The sequence below is a fragment of the Xanthomonas euroxanthea genome, from assembly GCF_903989455.1.
Classification (GTDB): Bacteria; Pseudomonadota; Gammaproteobacteria; order Xanthomonadales; family Xanthomonadaceae; genus Xanthomonas; species Xanthomonas euroxanthea.
This window is the reverse complement of the sequence record NZ_LR861803.1, coordinates 3172646-3190927: the sequence shown is the minus strand read 5'-3', so window position 1 is coordinate 3190927 and position 18282 is coordinate 3172646. Positions and strand designations below refer to the sequence as shown.

At 61.3% G+C, this 18282-nt stretch carries 15 protein-coding genes; 9 read left to right on the top strand and 6 right to left on the bottom strand.

Features of this window, described 5'->3' with window-relative positions:
- Positions 1-52: 52 nt before the first annotated feature.
- Positions 53-3100, bottom strand: a complete 3048-nt coding sequence (locus tag H7A86_RS13360) for a TonB-dependent receptor (RefSeq protein WP_119131281.1) — start codon at positions 3098-3100, stop codon at positions 53-55.
- A 371-nt stretch (positions 3101-3471) separates the two neighbouring features.
- Complete coding sequence (locus H7A86_RS13355; protein WP_119131282.1) at positions 3472-6462, bottom strand: TonB-dependent receptor plug domain-containing protein; 2991 nt, start codon at positions 6460-6462, stop codon at positions 3472-3474.
- A gap of 339 nt (positions 6463-6801) precedes the next feature.
- Here H7A86_RS13355 and apbC point away from each other — a divergent pair, with 339 nt between their 5' ends.
- Both apbC and dcd read left to right on the top strand, forming a co-directional pair.
- The gene (gene apbC / locus H7A86_RS13350; RefSeq protein WP_104581933.1) at positions 6802-7653 is read left to right on the top strand and encodes an iron-sulfur cluster carrier protein ApbC; all 852 of its coding nucleotides are present in this window, start codon (positions 6802-6804) and stop codon (positions 7651-7653) included.
- 97 nt (positions 7654-7750) lie between these two features.
- The gene (gene dcd / locus H7A86_RS13345; protein ID WP_010366727.1) at positions 7751-8320 is read left to right on the top strand and encodes a dCTP deaminase; all 570 of its coding nucleotides are present in this window, start codon (positions 7751-7753) and stop codon (positions 8318-8320) included.
- 21 nt (positions 8321-8341) lie between these two features.
- Here dcd and H7A86_RS13340 read toward each other — a convergent pair whose 3' ends face one another.
- The 4 genes from H7A86_RS13340 to H7A86_RS13325 all read right to left on the bottom strand — a co-directional run bounded on the left by H7A86_RS13340 (position 8342) and on the right by H7A86_RS13325 (position 10080).
- Positions 8342-8527, bottom strand: a complete 186-nt coding sequence (locus tag H7A86_RS13340) for a LiaI-LiaF-like domain-containing protein (RefSeq protein WP_119131283.1) — start codon at positions 8525-8527, stop codon at positions 8342-8344.
- Positions 8528-8788: 261 nt separating this feature from the next.
- Entirely contained in the window at positions 8789-8956 is a 168-nt protein-coding gene (locus H7A86_RS13335; protein ID WP_006452352.1) for a LiaI-LiaF-like domain-containing protein, read from the bottom strand.
- Between the two features lie 27 nt (positions 8957-8983).
- Positions 8984-9400 carry an HIT domain-containing protein gene (locus H7A86_RS13330; protein WP_425509723.1) on the bottom strand — a complete coding sequence of 139 codons (417 nt, stop codon included), beginning with the start codon at positions 9398-9400 and terminating at the stop codon, positions 8984-8986.
- A gap of 17 nt (positions 9401-9417) precedes the next feature.
- The gene (locus H7A86_RS13325) at positions 9418-10080 is read right to left on the bottom strand and encodes a dienelactone hydrolase family protein (RefSeq protein ID WP_119131285.1); all 663 of its coding nucleotides are present in this window, start codon (positions 10078-10080) and stop codon (positions 9418-9420) included.
- Positions 10081-10927: 847 nt separating this feature from the next.
- On the opposite strand from H7A86_RS13325, the gene H7A86_RS13320 reads away from it, so the two are divergent.
- The 7 genes from H7A86_RS13320 (at position 10928) to H7A86_RS13290 (ending at position 18186) form a co-directional block, all read left to right on the top strand.
- Positions 10928-12232 (top strand): metallophosphoesterase, encoded by a 1305-nt coding sequence (locus tag H7A86_RS13320; protein WP_119131286.1) that lies wholly within the window; start codon positions 10928-10930, stop codon positions 12230-12232.
- Entirely contained in the window at positions 12192-13313 is a 1122-nt protein-coding gene (locus H7A86_RS13315; protein ID WP_119131287.1) for a GTPase-associated system all-helical protein GASH, read from the top strand. Before H7A86_RS13320 ends, H7A86_RS13315 begins: the two co-directional genes overlap by 41 nt.
- A gap of 6 nt (positions 13314-13319) precedes the next feature.
- Positions 13320-14336: a TRAFAC clade GTPase domain-containing protein gene (locus tag H7A86_RS13310; RefSeq protein ID WP_119131288.1), complete on the top strand. Its 1017-nt coding sequence runs from the start codon at positions 13320-13322 to the stop codon at positions 14334-14336.
- Complete coding sequence (locus H7A86_RS13305; RefSeq protein ID WP_119131289.1) at positions 14329-15240, top strand: TRAFAC clade GTPase domain-containing protein; 912 nt, start codon at positions 14329-14331, stop codon at positions 15238-15240. Before H7A86_RS13310 ends, H7A86_RS13305 begins: the two co-directional genes overlap by 8 nt.
- Entirely contained in the window at positions 15225-17270 is a 2046-nt protein-coding gene (locus H7A86_RS13300; RefSeq protein WP_119131290.1) for a GAP1-N1 domain-containing protein, read from the top strand. The genes H7A86_RS13305 and H7A86_RS13300 overlap by 16 nt, the downstream gene beginning before the upstream one ends.
- A gap of 128 nt (positions 17271-17398) precedes the next feature.
- Positions 17399-17581 (top strand): AbrB family transcriptional regulator, encoded by a 183-nt coding sequence (locus H7A86_RS13295; protein WP_232099099.1) that lies wholly within the window; start codon positions 17399-17401, stop codon positions 17579-17581.
- 107 nt (positions 17582-17688) lie between these two features.
- Entirely contained in the window at positions 17689-18186 is a 498-nt protein-coding gene (locus H7A86_RS13290; protein ID WP_197944227.1) for a hypothetical protein, read from the top strand.
- Positions 18187-18282 lie beyond the last annotated feature (96 nt).

Sequence of the window (18282 nt, the reverse complement as noted above, 5' to 3'; positions counted from 1 at the left end):
GGCCCCTTTCGGGGCCGTGGAGAAGTGCGTGTTCTAGTTCTGAACGCTGCGCTTAAAAGTCATAAGCCGCAGAGAGACGAACGAAGCGCGGTGGGTTGAAGTAGGTGCCCATGCCATAGGTGTTGGACACCGTGTAACGGTCGTCCCCGTACACCGCTTCCGTACGTGTGGCATCGCGGTCGTTGAGTACGTTGAAGACCTGCAGCCCGATGGCGAGCTTGTGATCGGCAAACGACGGGCGATAGGTCACGCCCAGATCCAGATTCGTCAGCCAAGGCGTGCGGCCTGCGTCGCCCGGACGAGAAGGAGAACCGGCGCAATAGTGATAAGCCGACTCATAGCCAATCGGATCCTGCTCGCCCTCGCCGAAATAGCCCAAGCACGATTTTGGTGTGCCGGACAACACGCGCAGCGTGGCAGATGCCATCCATTCCGGTGTGAACTGATAGGCACCGAATGCCTTGAACTGATGGCGGCGATCATTGGCCAGACTTCCACCTGCGTAGTACATCAGCTCTGCCGAGTCCCAGTCCTGCGTCTTGGAAACGTCAGCCTGTCCCAGATCGGATTTCACTTGGCCTTCGGTGTTGCCGTACAGATGCGACCAGGTGTAATCGACGCGGCCGAACCACTTTTCGTCGAACGGATGTTCCAGGAACAAGTCGACCGACACGTAGTTACGCTTGGCACCGCTGGTGAATCCCCAATCCTCCTGAGACATACGCACCTGCGTGCGGCCCGAGCCGTCGACATTGGCCAAGTTGTAGGTGTTGGTTTCGCCAGGGTTGAACATCACGCAGCCAGGAATGGCAACGGACGAGGAATCGATACCACTGGCCTCGAGCTTATCGGCTATCCGGCCTGTATCGCAGACGTCATCGATCGCGGTCTGCAGCTTGCGATAGGTCACCTTTGCACCCGAGTTCCACTTCTCGCCAAGCGTCTTCTCAAAGCCCATCAGGAACTCATCCTGGTACTGAGACTTCAAGTCGCTCGGTGCGAACGAATTCGGGTCGGGCGTCTGGCCGTATTCACCATTCGACGAGACCGGGCCCGGGCCCAACGCCCTCAAGCCAGTCGGCTCTCCATTTGCGTCCAGCCCGCTGTAGGCGAAGTATTCATCGGTATAGGTGGAAGCAGATGCACCGCGCACCGCAACGCTATTGGGCAGTGCCAGATAGTAGCGTCCCAGGTTGGCGTACAGCTTCAGCGACGAATCGCCGAAGACGTCCCAGCTCACGCCCAAACGTGGTGCCCACTGGTCGCCGCTGTCGACATAGGGAGCGCCTGCGCTGTTGAAGTTGGTGAACTTGTCGTTACGGATACCAAGCAACACCAGCCACTTGTCGGTGACTTGCCAGCGATCTTCCAGGTAATACGCCTTCTGCTCGACTGCCATGCTTGTTGTCGTGGTGAAAATGCGGCGCTGCGCGTAGTAGCCATTGCCGCCGGACGGGCCGACACCCAGGCTCGGGCGGATGTCGACCGCAGGGTTGGACTGACGCGCGAACAGCCACTGGTATCCCGGCCCGGTTGTCTGAACGCCTTCATTGGACGCATTGAAGTACATGTTGTCCACGCCGGCGGTCAGGTCGTGGTCACCAAGCCGGTATTCGAGTTCGAGGCGCAGGCTGCGGGTCTTGTTCTGCGGACGATCTGCCTTGGTGCGGTTACTCGCCTGATCGTTGGTGATCGGCGTACCACCGGTCAGCGCAGGATCCTGGTTAGTAACATTCTGCAGGTAAGGAAGATTGGAGACGTACGGATTGCCCTGCAGATTGTCTTGACGGCTACGGCCCCATGTGGCGTTCAAGGTCAGGTCGTCGGTGAGATAGCCGGTGTATTTGAAGATGTCGTACCGGTCCTTGATCTTGTAGGTATCAGCGAACGTGCCGCTGCGACCACCACCGGTTAATGTGTCGTAATCGAAATCGGTGTAATACCCAGCACGACGATCAGTGCTTTCAATACGGGTGTATTCCACAATGTTGCTGTCGTTGATATTCCAGTCAATCTTGCCGTAAAACTTTGGCGCGCTATAGGCATAGTTGTTCCGTCCCAGGACACTTGCCGCGCTGGAGTTGGTGGAAACGCCATCGGTCTTGTCCGACTCGCCCGCCACGAAAACAAACAGCTTGTCTTCGATCAATGGGCCGCCCGCATACGCGCTATAGACCGTGCGAGTCGCTGCGTCGTCCTTGCGGCTGCGATACAGTGTGCCGGGTTGATCCGGATTGGTGTATTCAAATCCATCTGGCAAGGTGTTGTTGGGGAAGCGCACGTTCTCGGGCGAACTTGCGAGCGACTTGGGTTCCCAGACTGCCTGAGCACCGAAATGCCATTCGTTGGTACCGCGCTTGCCGACCTGATTGATCACGCCGCCGGTCGAGCGACCGTAACGCGCGCTGTAGCCGCCGGTGTAGGTCTCCTGCTGGTCGATCGCGCCATACGGCAAGCTCACGCCACCGAGGTTGCTAAGCGGGTTGCTGACGTTGAATCCGTTGATGTAGTAAGCATTTTCAGTGACGCCGGCGCCGCCGAACGAAACGACCGAGCGTGAGCCGTTGTCGAATGCGCCACTGCCCGCCACGGCACCCGGTGCCAGCAAGGCAATTGCTTCCGCGCTACGGCCAAGGGGCAGGATCGCAAGCTGCTGGGAGGTGATCACCGATCGCGAACTGGTCGAGCTGACATCAATCTTCGGTGCATTGGCCGCGGTGACGGTGATCGCGCCCAGCGTGGTTGCATCGGCATTACTGCCAGCGCTTGCGCCAGCGAACGAAACCTCGGTACCCGAACCGACGCGTAGTTGCACGTTCTTGCGCGTATCGACGACCTGATCGCCACGCTTCAAGGTGACGGTGTAGGCGCCGACCGGCAGCGAGCCGAGGTTGTAACGGCCGTTTGCGTCTACGGTGATGGTGCGGCTCAGCCCGGTGTCGCTCTGAACGACAATCGTGCTGCCGGCTTCGGAGGGAGCGCTGCCGTAGATGCTGCCGGTGGTGCTCTGCGCGTAGACCGCGCCATTGGTTAGGCAAGCACTGAGCACGACGGCGAGAGCGGTGCGCTTGATGACTTGGCGACGAAACTGATTGCTCATTCCTGACCTTTCAACTGGGAGTGCGGATAAGGGACGGTCATCGGAGAGTCAGATGGCCTTAACCCGAACGTAATGAATGTCTGCACTGCAGCGCAAGCAATCGACATGATTTGTTAATAAAATATCGTCAATCCGCATCGAAAGTGAGTAATTCGGCACAATTCCAGGCGCTGCGACACACAGAAACAAACAACCTCAACAACGCTTTTTAACTAGTAGTTACATTCGATACAGATAAGCCAGGCCTGAAGTCAGGAAGCTGTCGCGACTATGGCGAGCAGGCCTGCGGCGGTAGGCATCACGGCCGCGCTCGCCACGTGGCAAAAAGAAACCCCGGCAAGCGGGGCGTCTTTTCAAGCGTCATTCCCGGGTTAGAACCGCACCGTTGTCCCCAGATAGAAGAACCGTCCGACGTTGTCGTACAGCGCAGAGGTGAAGTCCGAGCCAAAGTAGTTACGCGGCGGATCCTTGTCGAAGGCGTTGTCGATGCCGAGGTAGACGTCGATCTTCGAGCCGGGGAACTGATAGCCGAACTGGAAGTTGTGATAGGTGTACGAGCCGTTCCTGATCGGGCTGGCCGAGCCCGGATTGCTGTTGTAGCTTTCCGGTGTCACGCGCAGGTTGCCGTCCACGTAGTTCATGTCCCACGAAGCGCGCCATTCATTCCAGTTGTACTTGGTCTGGAACTGCGCGCGCCAGCGCGGGTCGGTCACGTAGGTCACGTACTCGTCGTACTCGGCCGGAAAGTCCTGGAACACCCATTCGCGCGACTGGATCAGGCGCGTACCGACCAGGCGCAGCACGGTGTTGCCTTCGCCGAGCTGGAAGCGGTAGTCCATTTCCAGATCCACGCCCACACGCCGCGAGCGCGACAGGTTTTCATTGAGCGCCTGCCAGCCGATGATGCTGTGCTCGGGATAGATGCGGCCCTGCGGGTCGGTGAATCCACCCAGCGGGGCGCGCTGCACGAAGCCGCAGAAGCTGTTGTCGATGCCACCTGGATTGTCCACGCAACGCGTGGCATTGGTTTCTGCGGTCACGGTGCCGATCGCGTCCTGCAGGTCGATGCGCCAGTAGTCGATCGACATGCCGAAGCCTTCGAAGAACTCCGGTTGCCACACCAGGCCATAGGACAGGCTGCGCGCGCGCTCCGGCTTCAGCTCCGGGTTGCCGCCGCTGACGCCGGGGCGGGTGGAGGTGAAGGTGTCGATCCAGCCCACCGGCACGCCCAGCGCGCTGCAGTTGGCCTGGCGCAATGCCACGTCGCCTGCGGTGCCCGGGCGGTTGGTATTGGTCGGCAGGTAGTTGCAGGGATCGTTGATGGTCGCGAAGTTCTCGCTCTGCGAGTCGTACAGCTCGCCGATGCTGGGCGCGCGCACTGCCTGTGCCAGCGTGCCGCGCAGACGCAGCGAGGGGATGATGGTCCAGTCCAGGCCCACGTTCCAGGTCTTGGTCGAGCCGATGCTGTCGTAGTCCGAATAGCGGCCTGCCACGTCCAGCGCCAACCGGTCCACGCCCGGCAGGCCGGCGAGCAACGGAATGGTGCTCTCGACGAAGATTTCCTTGACGGTGTACTCGCCACCGCTATTGGGGATGGCGTTGAGGAAGGTCGCGCCCGAGGCCGCCAGCGGATCAGTGATTTCCTCGCTCTGCTCCTTGCGGTACTCCACGCCGCCGGCAAACCCGATGTCGCCGGCCGGCAGCGACAGCAGGTTGCTGTTGGCCACCGATGCGCTGAACACGGTCTGCTGGATCTTGGCCTGCGAGCGCGCGGTGGTGTTGAACCACGCCGCTGCTTCCGGGGTCACCGCGCCGTTGCCGAACACACTGAACGGCACGCAGCCCTCGCGCGCCAGGGCCGAATAGACACGGTTGGTGTGGGGGTTGATCGCGCCCGGATCCAGCGTGGTGCGGCAGACGATGTTGCCGCCAGCATCGCGTGCGGCGTCGATACCGGCTTGCCAGCGCTCATTGATGCGGTTGTTGAGGTTCAGGCGGTCGACCGTGGTCTTGCCGTAGTTGGCAGACACGTCGTAGCTCCAGTTGTCAGTGAAATTGCCTTCGGCGCCGAGCACTGCGCGGTAGGTCTTGCGCTCGATGTTCTCGCCGCGGCGGCCGGCATCGACGTTGAAGCGGTTCATCAGGATCTGGGTGGCACCGCGCGAATCCATCAGCGCACCGAGTTCGGGGCTGACATACGGATTCTGACGACGCACGCGCAGCGAGCTGTCGAATGCCGGCTGGCCGAAGAATTCCGAATCGGTCTCGCTGTACTTGCCCTCGAAGAACAGGCGATGGTTCGCGCTGATCTCGAAGTTGATCATGGTATTGACGCTCTTGCGATCGAAGCCGGGCTGCAGGTCGGCAACCGCATTCAGATCGACGAAATCGCAATCCACGCACGAGGTATTGCTGACCACCGGGCCGTTGTAGCGATTGCGGCGGAAGCTGCCGTCCTGGTTGAACAGGTAGCGGTTGCCATAGCTGGCCGGGTTGCGGAAATCGAAGGTGCCCAGGTTGAAGGTGCCGCCGTAGGACGTGGAATGATTGCCGCCCGGGCCGCTGAGCACATTCTGCGGATTGCGTTCGCTCGGCGGTTGGCTCGGGTCGAACGCGGGGTTCGGAACCGACACCAGATATTCGCGGCCGATGGCGCGGTTGCCGCGACCGAAGCGGTCCTGCTTGCTGTATTCGCCGGACACCGCGATGTTGCCGCGGCCATCCGCAAAGTCGGTGCCTGCCGAGAAGCTGGCGAAGGAGCGGTTGTAGTTGCCCTCGTCGGCCAGGCCGGTCTGCGCACGCGTCTCGAAACCGGTGAAGTTCTTCTTGAGGATGAAGTTGACCACGCCGGCCACCGCATCGGCGCCATACACGGCCGAGGCGCCACCGGTGATGACTTCCACGCGTTCGACCCATTCCACCGGAATGGTGTTGACGTCCACCGCGGTCGAGCCCGGGCTCGAACCAACATGGCGGCGGCCGTTGACCAGTACCAATGTGCGGTCCACGCCCATGCCGCGCAGGTCGAGCAGGCCCAGCCCGGCGGTGCCGATGAAGCGGGTGGAGTTGCCCAGCGTGTAGCTCGGTGCCAGCGCGGGCATGCGCGCCATCAGATCGCTGATGGTGGTCGCGCCGGTGGCGCGGATTTCCTCGGCGCTGATCGCAGTGACCGGCGAGGGCGTGACAAAGCCGGTACGCGCGATGCGCGAGCCGGTGACGGTGACCTTGTCCAGATCGGTGGTGCCGGGCGCGACTCCGCTTTCCGACTGCGCGGCGGCGTGGCCGGCAGAAGCGGCCAGCACGGCAAACAACGCGGTGCTCAAACGATGACGCTGGGTGTGTTGCGGAAGACGACTCGACATGACCTTGCGGATTCCTCGCTGGGATTTGGCGAAACAGTCGCGCTCGCTGAGCGCTGGCTGAACTGGATTTCGACCGTAACAATTCCTTAATCATGTGTCCACATTTGTGAAATGTGTCGCCGTGTGACACCTGCCAGGGCCGACAACACGCCTGGCTGCTGACGGCTTGCAACGCGTCTGCGTGTGGCCGGACTGGGTAAACTGACGACCTTTCCAGCGCTGCGGCTGTGGCGATGCAGCCATCGCTGCGGCGGCAGCACGAGCAATCAGGCAGACAATGACGACGATGGTGCAACGCGCTTCAAGCAAGGCGATCGATCTCTCCCGGAGCGCAGGCGCATGACCGGCGAACGCAGAATTCCCGCGCATGCGGTGCAGGGCGCGTTGGCGCCGCATCCGCGGATCCGCAATGTGATCGCGGTCGGCTCCGGCAAGGGCGGGGTGGGCAAATCCACCACGGCGGTGAATCTGGCGCTGGCCTTGCGTCAGCAGGGCGCACGCGTGGGCGTGCTGGACGCGGATATCTATGGGCCGAGCGTGCCGGCGATGCTGGGCCTGAGCGGGCGGCCGGACAGCCCGGACAACAAGTCGATCGAGCCGTTGCGCGCGTTCGGCATCGAGGCGATGTCGATCGGCTTGCTGGTCGACCAGGACACGCCAATGATCTGGCGCGGGCCGATGGCAACCTCGGCGCTGACCCAGCTGTTCAACGACACACTGTGGGACGACCTGGATTACCTGCTGATCGACCTGCCGCCGGGCACCGGCGACATCCAGCTGACCTTGTCGCAGAAGATCCCGGTGGCCGGTGCGGTGATCGTCACCACGCCGCAGGACATCGCCACGCTGGACGCGCGCAAGGCCTTGAAGATGTTCGAAAAGGTCGAGGTGCCGGTGCTTGGCATCGTCGAGAACATGGCGGTGCATACCTGCTCCAGCTGTGGTCACCGCGAGCACCTGTTCGGCGAAGGCGGTGGCGAGCGCATGGCCGCGCAGTACGGTGTGCCCTTGCTCGGGTCGTTGCCATTGGCGATTGCGATCCGCGAGCAGGGCGATGCCGGCCAGCCGATCGTGGTGGCCGCGCCGGAGTCGGCGGCAGCGCGGGCCTATCTGGCTGCCGCCGCGCGGCTTTCCGAGGAGCTGGGCAAGCGTCCGCGCGCCAGCATCCCGATTTCGGCGTCGTTGCTGTAGTGCGCAGGCCGGCCGCTGGTGCCGGCCGCTTGCTAGAATTCGCTGCCTTTCGCGCGGGCCGCTCGGCCTGCCGCCTTCCGTCTTCAAGGAACACCGCATGAGCATCAAGAGCGACCGCTGGATCAAGCGCATGGCCGAACAGCACGCGATGATCGAGCCGTTCGAGCCCGGGCAGATCAAGCACGATGCCGCCGGCCAGCGCATCGTCAGCTTCGGCACCTCCAGCTACGGGTACGACGTGCGCTGCTCGCGCGAGTTCAAGATCTTCACCAACATCAACTCGACGATCGTCGACCCCAAGCACTTCGATCCGGGCAGCTTTGTCGATATCGAATCGGATGTGTGCATCATCCCGCCGAACAGCTTTGCGCTGGCGCGGACGGTGGAATACTTCCGCATCCCGCGCGACACCCTGGTGGTGTGCCTGGGCAAGAGCACCTATGCGCGCTGCGGCATCATCGTCAACGTGACCCCGCTGGAACCGGAATGGGAAGGCCACGTCACGCTGGAATTCAGCAACACCACGCCGCTGCCGGCGCGCATCTACGCCAACGAAGGCGTGGCGCAGATGCTGTTCTTCCAGTCCGACGAGGTCTGCGAGACCTCGTACAAGGACCGCGGCGGCAAGTACCAGGGCCAGACCGGCGTGACCCTGCCGCGCACCTGATGCCGTGGTGCGGCCGCGCCTTCAGCAGGTGGCGGCCGCCCGCTCGCGGTAGCGCAGCAGGTGGCGCACGCCCGCGGCGATCAGCAACGCCGGCCACCAGGTCGACACCAGGTGGCCCACATCGAGACGGGCCAGCCCGAGGTTGTCCAGCAGAAACAGCGTGCCCAGCGTGATCAGGAACAGGGCAGGGATCAGGCGGTAGTGCATGGCGGCGTCCTCGGTAGGTAGGAGGCCATGCTGCGCGCAATGCGCCCGCCGATCAGGTGCCGGAAGTCAACACGTGCGGATGACAAACGTCATGTCGGCAAAGCCGAGAGGTAGCCAGGGGCACAGGCTGGCGAATCAGCGGCCAGACGGCGCCAGCGCGCAATCGGGGCTGTCTCTTGGAAGACACCAAAGCAAACCAGGGAATCAACAGCGCCTGAAGCCCGCTCTCACGATTCCCCAATCCCGATTCCCGATTCCCGACTACTTGCCGCGCCCAAACAACATCCCCACACCGCAGGCAACCAACGCCGCCGGCCACCAGGTGGCGATCAGCCGGCCAAGACTGACATTGGTCCAGCCCAGGTTGTTGGCCAGGAACAGCAGGCCGACGAGGATCAGGATCAGTGCGGCGACGACATTGGATTTCATGCGGGAAGGTGGTTATGAGGCGGGCGCCTATCGTAGCCGCTGCGCCCATGCAGCGACACGCTGCTGCAGCGTATCGGGGTCGAAGCGCTGCGCGCTGCCGCTGCCCCAGACCGGGCCGGGCCAGGCCGCATCGCCCGGATGCCGGCCGACCAGGTGCACATGCAACTGCTGCACGATGTTGCCGAGCGCGCCGATATTGAGTTTGGCGACGCCGGGCTCGACCCGCAGCAACTGCGAGAGCTGATTGATCTCGGCCAGCAACAGGCGCTGCTGGCCGCCGTCCAGATCGATCCACTCGCTGGCATCGGCCACCCGCGGCACCAGCAGCAGCCATGGGAAGCGGCTGTCGTCCATCAGCCGCACCTGCGACAGCGGTCCGTCGGCGACGAACACGCTGTCGGCGGCCAGCCGCGCATCGGGCTGAAAGCCGCTCGCCTCGGACATGCCTGCTGCAACCTCGCTCATCCCAGATGCGCTTCGAAGAAGCCCAGGGTGCGCTGCAGCGCGCGCTCGGCGCTGTCGGCGTCGTAGTGGTTCGGGTCGATGCTGCGGTTGAAGGCGTGGCCGGTGGGATACACGAAGGTCTCCATCTGCGGCAGCTTCTCGCGGTGGGCCTGGATCGCCTCGGGCGGAATGCTGCTGTCCTGCTCACCGAAGTGGAACATCACCGGTGCGGTCGGGGTTTCGTCCAGCAGCTGGGTATTGCGGCCGCCGTAATAGCTCACCGAGGGCAGCCCCAGGCGGATCGCCGACAGCAGCGCCACCGAGCCGCCCCAGCAATAGCCCACGGTGCCGACCTTGCCGGCGCGGCTGAGCAGGGTGGCAGCGGATTTGACCACCTCCACCGCGCGCTCCAGGCCGACCGCATTGGCCAGTGCCAGGCCGCGCTGCAGGCTCTCCTGGTCGTAGGGCAGTTGCACGTCCTTCTCTTCCAGGTCGAAGAAGGCCGGCGCCAGCACTTCGTAGCCGCGCGCGGCGTAGTCGTCGGCCACCGCGCGGATATGTTCGTTGACGCCGAAGATTTCCTGGATCACCACCAGGCCGCCGCGCGGGCTGGTGGTCGGGGTGGCGTGCCAGGCGGCGACCTGGCCGTCGGGGGTGTCGAGCGTGGTCCAGTGACCCATGGGAACTCCTGCTGCGGTAAGGGGGAAGGCGCGCATTATCGACCGGATCGGCGGCGCTGCAGGTGAGGGACTCGCTAAGATGAGATTGCTTGCCCGCAGCGCGGTTCAGAGCGCTGCCCGCGCGCCGCTATAATTGCTCCACTCAGGGCCCAGGCCGCTCCGTTCCCAGGCTCCTGCTTCCATGTCCCAGCTGAACCCCAAAGTCGGCTTCGTCAGCCTTGGCTGTCCAGAAGCAAGCCTATTTATATCGTCACGCGGGAGTACAACGGCCCACATTGGCGCGGGCAAGGTGGTCACTGTCGAAGGGGCGCCTGGGAAAGCAAGGTGAAATGGCACTGGAGCAGTGCGGCGCCTGCGCCGGAAGCCCTGGACGACAAAGGTATCTGGCACGCGTTGGAGCACCGTCTTCTTGCATTCGCGTGTCTCTACCAAGGTCGCTAGCGAGTAGCTGTGCATTCTTCGGATCGAGGACCAAGGGCGGTGACATTTGGCCAGGTAACACTTGCTGACGGCAGATGATGGCGTATCGCCTTTCTTGGTAGACGCGCCAGACCTCTCTGGAGCAATGCTTAAGCGACTATAAGGCGGCCCTTGCAGGCCGGACTCCTCGACGACGACCGACTTGCGTGTGCGATGAACCCGTGCCAATTGACCCGATACGGCGTCGCTTGAGTATCCGTTTCGCATACACTCGCTTTCCAACGCAACGTTCGAAAACTTGCTCCCTACAGCTGTCAAAAGTGCGATTTCGATCTCATGGTGTGGCGAGAATGGGGCGGGGCCTGGTCTGTTGATTGATCTGTGCGGTGCCATCATCTAAACCTTGCGGGGTCTCAAGAACAAAACGATGCGGATACTCCATCTTTCAGACATTCACTTCAGAGCCCCTGAATGCCTTGATCCTGATCATGACCGGGACAAGGCTTATCGCACTCGTCTTGAGCGGCACCTTACTGGCCGTGTCGCGGCGATGGGTTCGATAGACGCGATAATGGTCGGCGGCGACATCGCATTCCAAGGTGATCCGCGGGAGTACGAGGTCGCCAGAAGCTGGCTGCTTGACTTGGCTGCGAGATGCGGATGCGATAGCGCTAGCATCTGGGTGGTGCCCGGAAATCACGACGTGAACCGAAAGTCGTGCGAGGACGCGCCGACGATGAATGCGCAGGCGATGATCTTCCAGGCAAAAAGCGAAGACGATCGGCTATGGATGCTCCGAAGGCAACTCGCTCATAACGATACCGGACAAGCTCTCTTCCACGGCCACGCCGCGTACAACGACTTCTCTAAGAATATGAACTGTCAGGTTTATCCTGGCCATCTCTATTGGAAGCAGGAACGCGAGCTAGGACCAGATGTCACGCTTCGAATTCATGGTCTGACGTCCACCCTGCTATCGGGACGCAATGGCGCCAACGACGACAAAGGTTCGCTCTATTTGAGCCCGCTCCAGACGATCGACCCTTCGCCAAACGTCGTGAATCTCACAATTTGTCATCACCCGCCAGACTGGCTGATCGACGGTGACGACGTTGAGGATATGCTCAACGAACGGGTGATGTTTCAGGTGTTCGGCCACAAGCACCGCCAGCGGATCCAGGAAAGCGCGAATTACGTGCGATGGAGTGCTGGTTCGGTGAATCCGTCGCATGTAGAAAAGCAGTTTGAACCAAGCTACAACATCATCGAACTGACTGTGGCAGGCGAGGGTCCGGAGCGGCGGATTGACGTTGCTAGCCATCTTTACAGGTACCAGTCGCATCCGGAGGGCTTTCAGCCGATCCGAAAGAACGACGGCCAAGAAGTATTTAGGCACTGCATACCCTTTCCCGTCGAGGCAGCGGGCGGAGTGAAGGCCGGCGGGATTGTCGAGGCAGTGACACCAGAGACCTTCAGTGTTTGCTCGACGGCTTCAGCTCCCTACATAGACGCGGAGGCATCCATGGGCGACGCGAGGACCAGGCATCTCGTCGACCGCTTTTGGGACATGGACGGGAGCGACCGACGCGAGATCGCGCTTGAACTCGGCTTGATCACCGACGAGGAGATCAATTTGCCAGAGCCTCAGCGCTACGGCGTCGCCTTAATTCGCGCTTCAGAGCGCGGCTTGCTTGACCGACTGGAGCAACTCGTCGACGCGCGAGAACGATAGACTGGGAGCGAAACTGAATATGCACGCTGACTTTCCGAAACTGTACTCCGAGATCTCGACCGACGGTGCGCAGCGAGTCCTGCGCTGGTCCACCATCGAAGCCATTGCCAAGAAGTGGACGAGCGCCAAAACCGAGATGCTTGTAAGGCTAGCCTTCGGTACGAAGTCGCCCCCAGGAGGGCATCAGGATGATGAACTGGCCGTGGCTTTAGCAGAGTTTCAGAAGGCGTTCTCGGACGCGGACCCGTCGATGGAAAAAGGAGATCGGCAGGATCAGATTCTGGCAGCCGGCGTCCTTCTACAGTACCTCGTTTCTAATTCGAAGGTCGCGCTGGCTGTAGCTACGACAGCCTGCGGTGGCGTGCGCAAACCCGCACTGCCAGTCGATCTGGTTACTTTGGCGGAGAACACCATATCGCGGCTCGGCGCTTCGCGCCGCATGCGACCCGACCTCAGCAACATCGATATTACTGCCCCGGAGTTCGCTTTCGAGCCAGACTTCTCCAATGTGCAACATAACGTCCCGAGCACGTACAAGGATGTCTTTGATCATTTCACCGAAACCGTAGGCGAAGCACTTGCCGATCTCGTTGGCAAGTTCAACAAGTCCATCGAGTCGCTTGTGGATGCTGGTAAGAAGGCGGACGAGGAACTCGACCTGCTCTCGTGGGTGCTCGGGCAGCGATCGCTGCTTCCGAAGCATGCTTTCGCCGCCATTCCCGTCATCGAGAAGCCTCTCGTGTTCGCGCGCGACCTTGCATCGCTCACAACTATCTCCCCGGGTCCGAACTCTATGCCCGCGTTGCTGTCCCGCGCCGGCCTGAAGGCGACGGGTCAGACCAAGATCGCCGATGCGGTGAATGCCGTTTCGGACGATTGGACGTCGGCGGCTCTGAAGGCGCTTAAGCCGTCACCTGTCACTTCACCGGTCCATTTCGCGCTGCTCAGGCGTCAAGAGACGGGTGCGGGCGAGGGCTGGCACGCCGGGTGGACCGCCATTACGGGTATCAATGGCGCGGCCACCATGTCGCCCATCGCCCTCGCGGAACAGTTCTACCGCGAAATCCTCTGGCTGCGTTGATCCACGATGGCCGAGATCGAATTAGTCTGTGCAAACCGTGAGTGCCGCGTCGCTCAGGGGGGCAAGTGCGTTGAAGGCCACGACGACCTCGCTAAGTGCCCTTACTATGGCAAGGAGCCGGAGGAAGTCGATCAGGACGAAAGCGACCGGGATCAGGACGGGGGCGACTCGTTCGATGGCGTGCTTTTGCCTGGCGCGCTACCGCTTGATAGCGGACGCGCCGACCGCGTGCTCGCTTTGCTGCCCTCGAGGATGATTGGCGTCATCGGTGTGCACGATTCCGGCAAGACAAGCGTGATCGCCGGTCTCTTCGACCTGTTCCAACTGGGCCCTATAGGTGAGACCAGCTTCGCCGGCTCATCAACGTTGCACGGGCTGGAGATCATCTGTCACGACGCGAGGGTCGCCTCGGAGCGCGATGAACCGCACTCGGAGCGAACAAAAAGGGGTGAGGTCCGCTTCTACCATCTCGACGTGCTGCGAAACGGGCTGCTCCAGTCTCTGCTCATCGCCGACCGGTCGGGCGAGGAGTACGAGGAAGTCGCCGACCTTACGGCGAACGCGACCGCCATGTTTGAGCTCCGGCGGGCGGACGTGATCACCGTGCTGGTGGATGGCCAGCGGTTGGCATCGCCGCGCGATCGCGCAGACGTCATGGGCACCATACCGCTCATCATCCAGGGCATGGTCGAAAACGGTGCATTCCCAAGGAAGCCGAATCTCGCTATCGTTCTGACGAAGAACGACGTTGTGCAGGACTCGCCCCGTAAGGATCAAGTGCAGCGCGACTTCCGTGCCATCATTGACCGCATCAGCGGTGCATTCGCCGCCCACTTTGGCGAGATCGACTCTTTCCTCACATCTGCGTCGCCCAAGGACACGAACGTCGTGCGTGGCGCTGGTTTGGCTGAAATGCTGGAGTTCTGGATGAAGCCTAGTGCGAAACCTCAGGGCACTAGGCAACGTTATAGCAACGGTCGCGTCTTCGATGGCCTCATGATAGAGGAGGCGGAACGTGGCTGACATCGGCAAGCACCGAGCCTCAATATCGATCATCGGCCTGCCTGGATCCGGTAAGACGACCTTCTTGGCCGCGTTGTGGGAGCTAGTGAACGAGCGGCGCGTCACGAAGTTGCTAGCCTTCGACTCGATCGGGGACAACGACCATACCTATCTGCGCAAGATCGTGACGGTTTGGCGTAGGGCGACCGAACAAGCACGCACCAGCCTCACGGGCTTGAGCGCGGTAAAGATGAATCTGAAGGATAGTGCAGGAAAGGTGGTCGAAATCGCCATGCCCGACGCGCCTGGCGAAGATTTTCGCGCAATGTGGGAAGATCGAGAACTAGGGCGCGTGCTGGGCGAGAGCCTTGCCGACGGCAACATCATGCTGCTCCTAAATGGCGACAAAGTGAAGGCGCCTGCCTGGGTTACGGAGCGCGCCGCTCAGCGCAAGGCCACGGGCAAACAGAAAGCTGAGGCCCTTCCGAAAGATTGGCACTCGAGCCTCGCTCCGACCCAGGTGCAACTAGTGGATCTGCTCCAATTGATCTCGCATGCTCCCGTAGGCCGATCAGGCCGCAAGATCGTCGTCATGATTAGCGCCTGGGATAAGGTTGAGGGAGAAAGGCTTACCCCTGACGCTTTCCTTAGACAAAAGCTGCCCCTCCTCGCCCAGTACCTCGAAGCTGCCCGTGACAGTTGGACGGCCCGGGTGTACGGGGTCAGCGCACAAGGCGGGGAGTACGACGGCAACGAAGCGAACGCCCAATCAGTGGACGCAGAGGCACCGAAGAAGACGGCCAAGAACGGCCGCGACGCGGAGCGACTACGAGAGGTGGACATCGCAGCTAACCGTATCCGTCTCGTCTTTGGCGAACGCGAATCGAATGACCTGACAGAGCCGCTGCAATGGCTGATGCATTGACCAGGGTTCGCATAAAAGTCGAACAGACGCTTCACGGCTACAGCGAGGGCCACCGTCTCATAGAAGGATCGCTCAAGCTCCCGCAGTCAGACGCGCGTACTATGCTGATGCTGAGCGACGCCTCCGGCAGCGGCAGTCGCATTCCAGCAAGCGGCTACATCACTGGATATCCTCTCGCCGAATCGGGTAAGTACGTCATCGCCCGTACTTGGGCTGCCCCGGAGATGAGCCGGCCGGGTTGCGTATGGACTCATTCCCTTCTCATTGACTTTGCGGATCTGGCGAGGCTCGGCTCGGTGGACGACCTGCTTGAGCGCTTCCAGCGCCCTTCCGCCCGCGGAGGATCCGCGTTCGCGATTCAGCTTGAGGTCTTAGTCTCCAGGGAGTCGACTCCCGTCGTTGCTTCCGGGCTGGGCCGAGCCCGTCATTTGGCGAGCGCGCTCTATGGAAAACCTACAAGCAGGGTCATAGACGAACGCGAGCGTCCCGAGGACGAACGGTTCGTCGTGGCTCTATGGATGCAGCAGTGGCCCCGCATGCGTCGGGCGTTTAGGTTCTGCACGTTCTCTACGGAGGACCGTTCCACCTCGGCCGACGCGTTCGACCTTCAGTTGATGGATGTGAGTCGAACGACCCGTTCGAAAGTGCTTGATGGGGTAATCCCCTCCGCGAAAGACGGGGACGACTGGCTTGAAACCCTTCTCCACGACCTTGGGGCGCCTACAGAATCGGGGCTGCGCCAGTTCTTGCGCGACGTGGGCTCTGACGTCACAAAAGGCCGGGCGGCAATGATCCCGCTTATTCACCTGTACGAAGCCCTGAAGCCACACGAGGGAGCGTCTAGATTGGCCAAAGCGGTTTTCGAACTCGAGCGGCTGGGGCGTAGCCAAGGCCGCATGGGTCGCGCGGCGGCTGCGCGCAGGGTGTTCTCTCGGCCTGAGTTTGTGGATCGAACGCTCTTTGATTTCGCGTTGCAGCAAGTGCGTGCAGACCGTGATCTGCTTGGCATCGAACCGCTCGTCCTCGGCCGCGCGTTGTTGCGATGGAGGCCTGAGCTCCTCGCCGACGATCTGTCGGAGGACGATCCGCTCCATAAGGCCGTCAATGCCGCGCTCTCCAAAGCCGACGTAGACGAGCTGATCGATCTGATCGAGACGGTGCCAGGCACCACGGTAAGGGTGCTTCAAATACGTCCTGACGTCATCGAGCATGCATCGTTCTGGCGGATAGTCTCGCTTGACGCGCCGAAACTCATCAGTGCCTTGGATGCCAGTCAGGATGGGGCTGTCCGGATCGTAGTAGCACTAATGGAGGCCGGCCGCGACGAATGTTCGGCAGCTATGGTCGACCGCTTTGGTATCGATCCGGTGGTGGCTGCACTGTCAATTTTGGACATCGCCGGAATCCGCTCTAGGCTGGTATGGGTTCAAACAATTGCCCGTCGTCTCGACGAACTGGCTGAAGGGATGTCGCGCGGGGTCATCTGGCACAGACCACTACTGTTCGCGCTGGCGGAGACCCTGAACCCTGATGCCGTGCCGAACAGCGTCGGGACAGACCCGTGGGTGACGGCGGTCGAGCGAACAAAAACCTCCGATGACGTGCGAAGCGAGGATCTGCTCGCCTCCTTCATTTTCGCCCGCGCAAGAGGATGGTGTTCGAGGTCGGCGGGAAGGCTCTTTTTCCTCTCCGTGCAGCGCCTCCACGATGCAATGGCATCTGGGCGCCTTACGGATAACGCATGGCGCATCGCCAAGCCTCGGCTTCCAACCGGGTCTATCTGGCGTGAATGGGACCAGTGTGAGAACCTCCGGCACGCTGTCGTCGACAGCTTCATTGACCGGAAACTGCCCCCCATCGAATTCGGTACCGTCGTTGACAACGGCAAACTCTGGGAGGCACTGGTAGACCTCGCTGCCGGCAGCTTCGCAGGGCGCCGCTATCTAGATAAGGTGCGTAGCGCTCTACGTGACGGCGGCGAAGCTTGGTGGGTAGAGCGTGCGAAAATCATTGACCGCAAGGTCGCTTAGCATGCACCTACGGATCTGCTTGCAGCGGCATGGGTAAGCTGCAGAATATAAATTTGTATTCAATATGCGGATTCACTATGCGAGTCGCGAAGTGGGGTGATAGCTTGGCTATACGACTGCCGGTTAGCTTGGTCGAGGCACTGGAGTTGCAGGAGGGCGATGAGATCGAGATCATCGTTGACGGTCATCGATTCTTCTCGGTCTGCAAGAAGTCAGGGCTGGAGCCGATGCTGGAACGGCTTCGCTCCCTCCGCGGTAGGTTGCCGGCGGACTTCAAGTTTTTCAGGGATGAAGCTAATAGCCACGGGTGACGTGATTCGCTTGTGGGCGTTGGTGGTCTTTCGACGGCTCGGATTGGGCAACATTGATCCCGGCGCAAGCGCTATTGCGGCAGTGTATTCTTGGCGAGAATCTGGCCATGGTCATCGAGACCCGTAGACCGTTGACGGAGACCCATCCGCATCTCAACGGCTTCATAAATTTCTTGGCCGACTTCAATAAGGAGACTGAGCGGGGCGCGGCACTTGCTGCCGCAGCGATGCTTGATGAGTTATTGAGTCGAGTGATCGAATCATTCCTGATTCAAAACAAGGGTAGCAAGGCATTGCTCGACGGCTTTAACGCGCCGCTGGGGGCGTTCTCAGCGCGCATCGCTGCCGCCTTCGCACTGGGGCTGATTTCTGAGGCCGAGCACCGGGAGTGCGATCTGATCCGCAAAGTGCGCAACGCGTTCGCACATGAGATCAAGGTTTCCTTCAATGCTGAGAAAGTAGTGAGCCTTTGCGCTCACCTTCAATTCGCCGCTAAGAGCTACGGCAACGTTATGTTGGTGCTCGCGGTCAGTTCACCACGGCGGCGGTCTCACTTATCCTTGATCTCACCAATCGACCGTACTACGTGGGGCGCAAACGGCTAGCGAGCGAGAACTGGCCTCGCTAGATCCCTGAGACACGTCAAACAGGTCAGCTTGATCGGGCTATGCATTGGCTGCATCTATGGCCGTGTCGCTGGC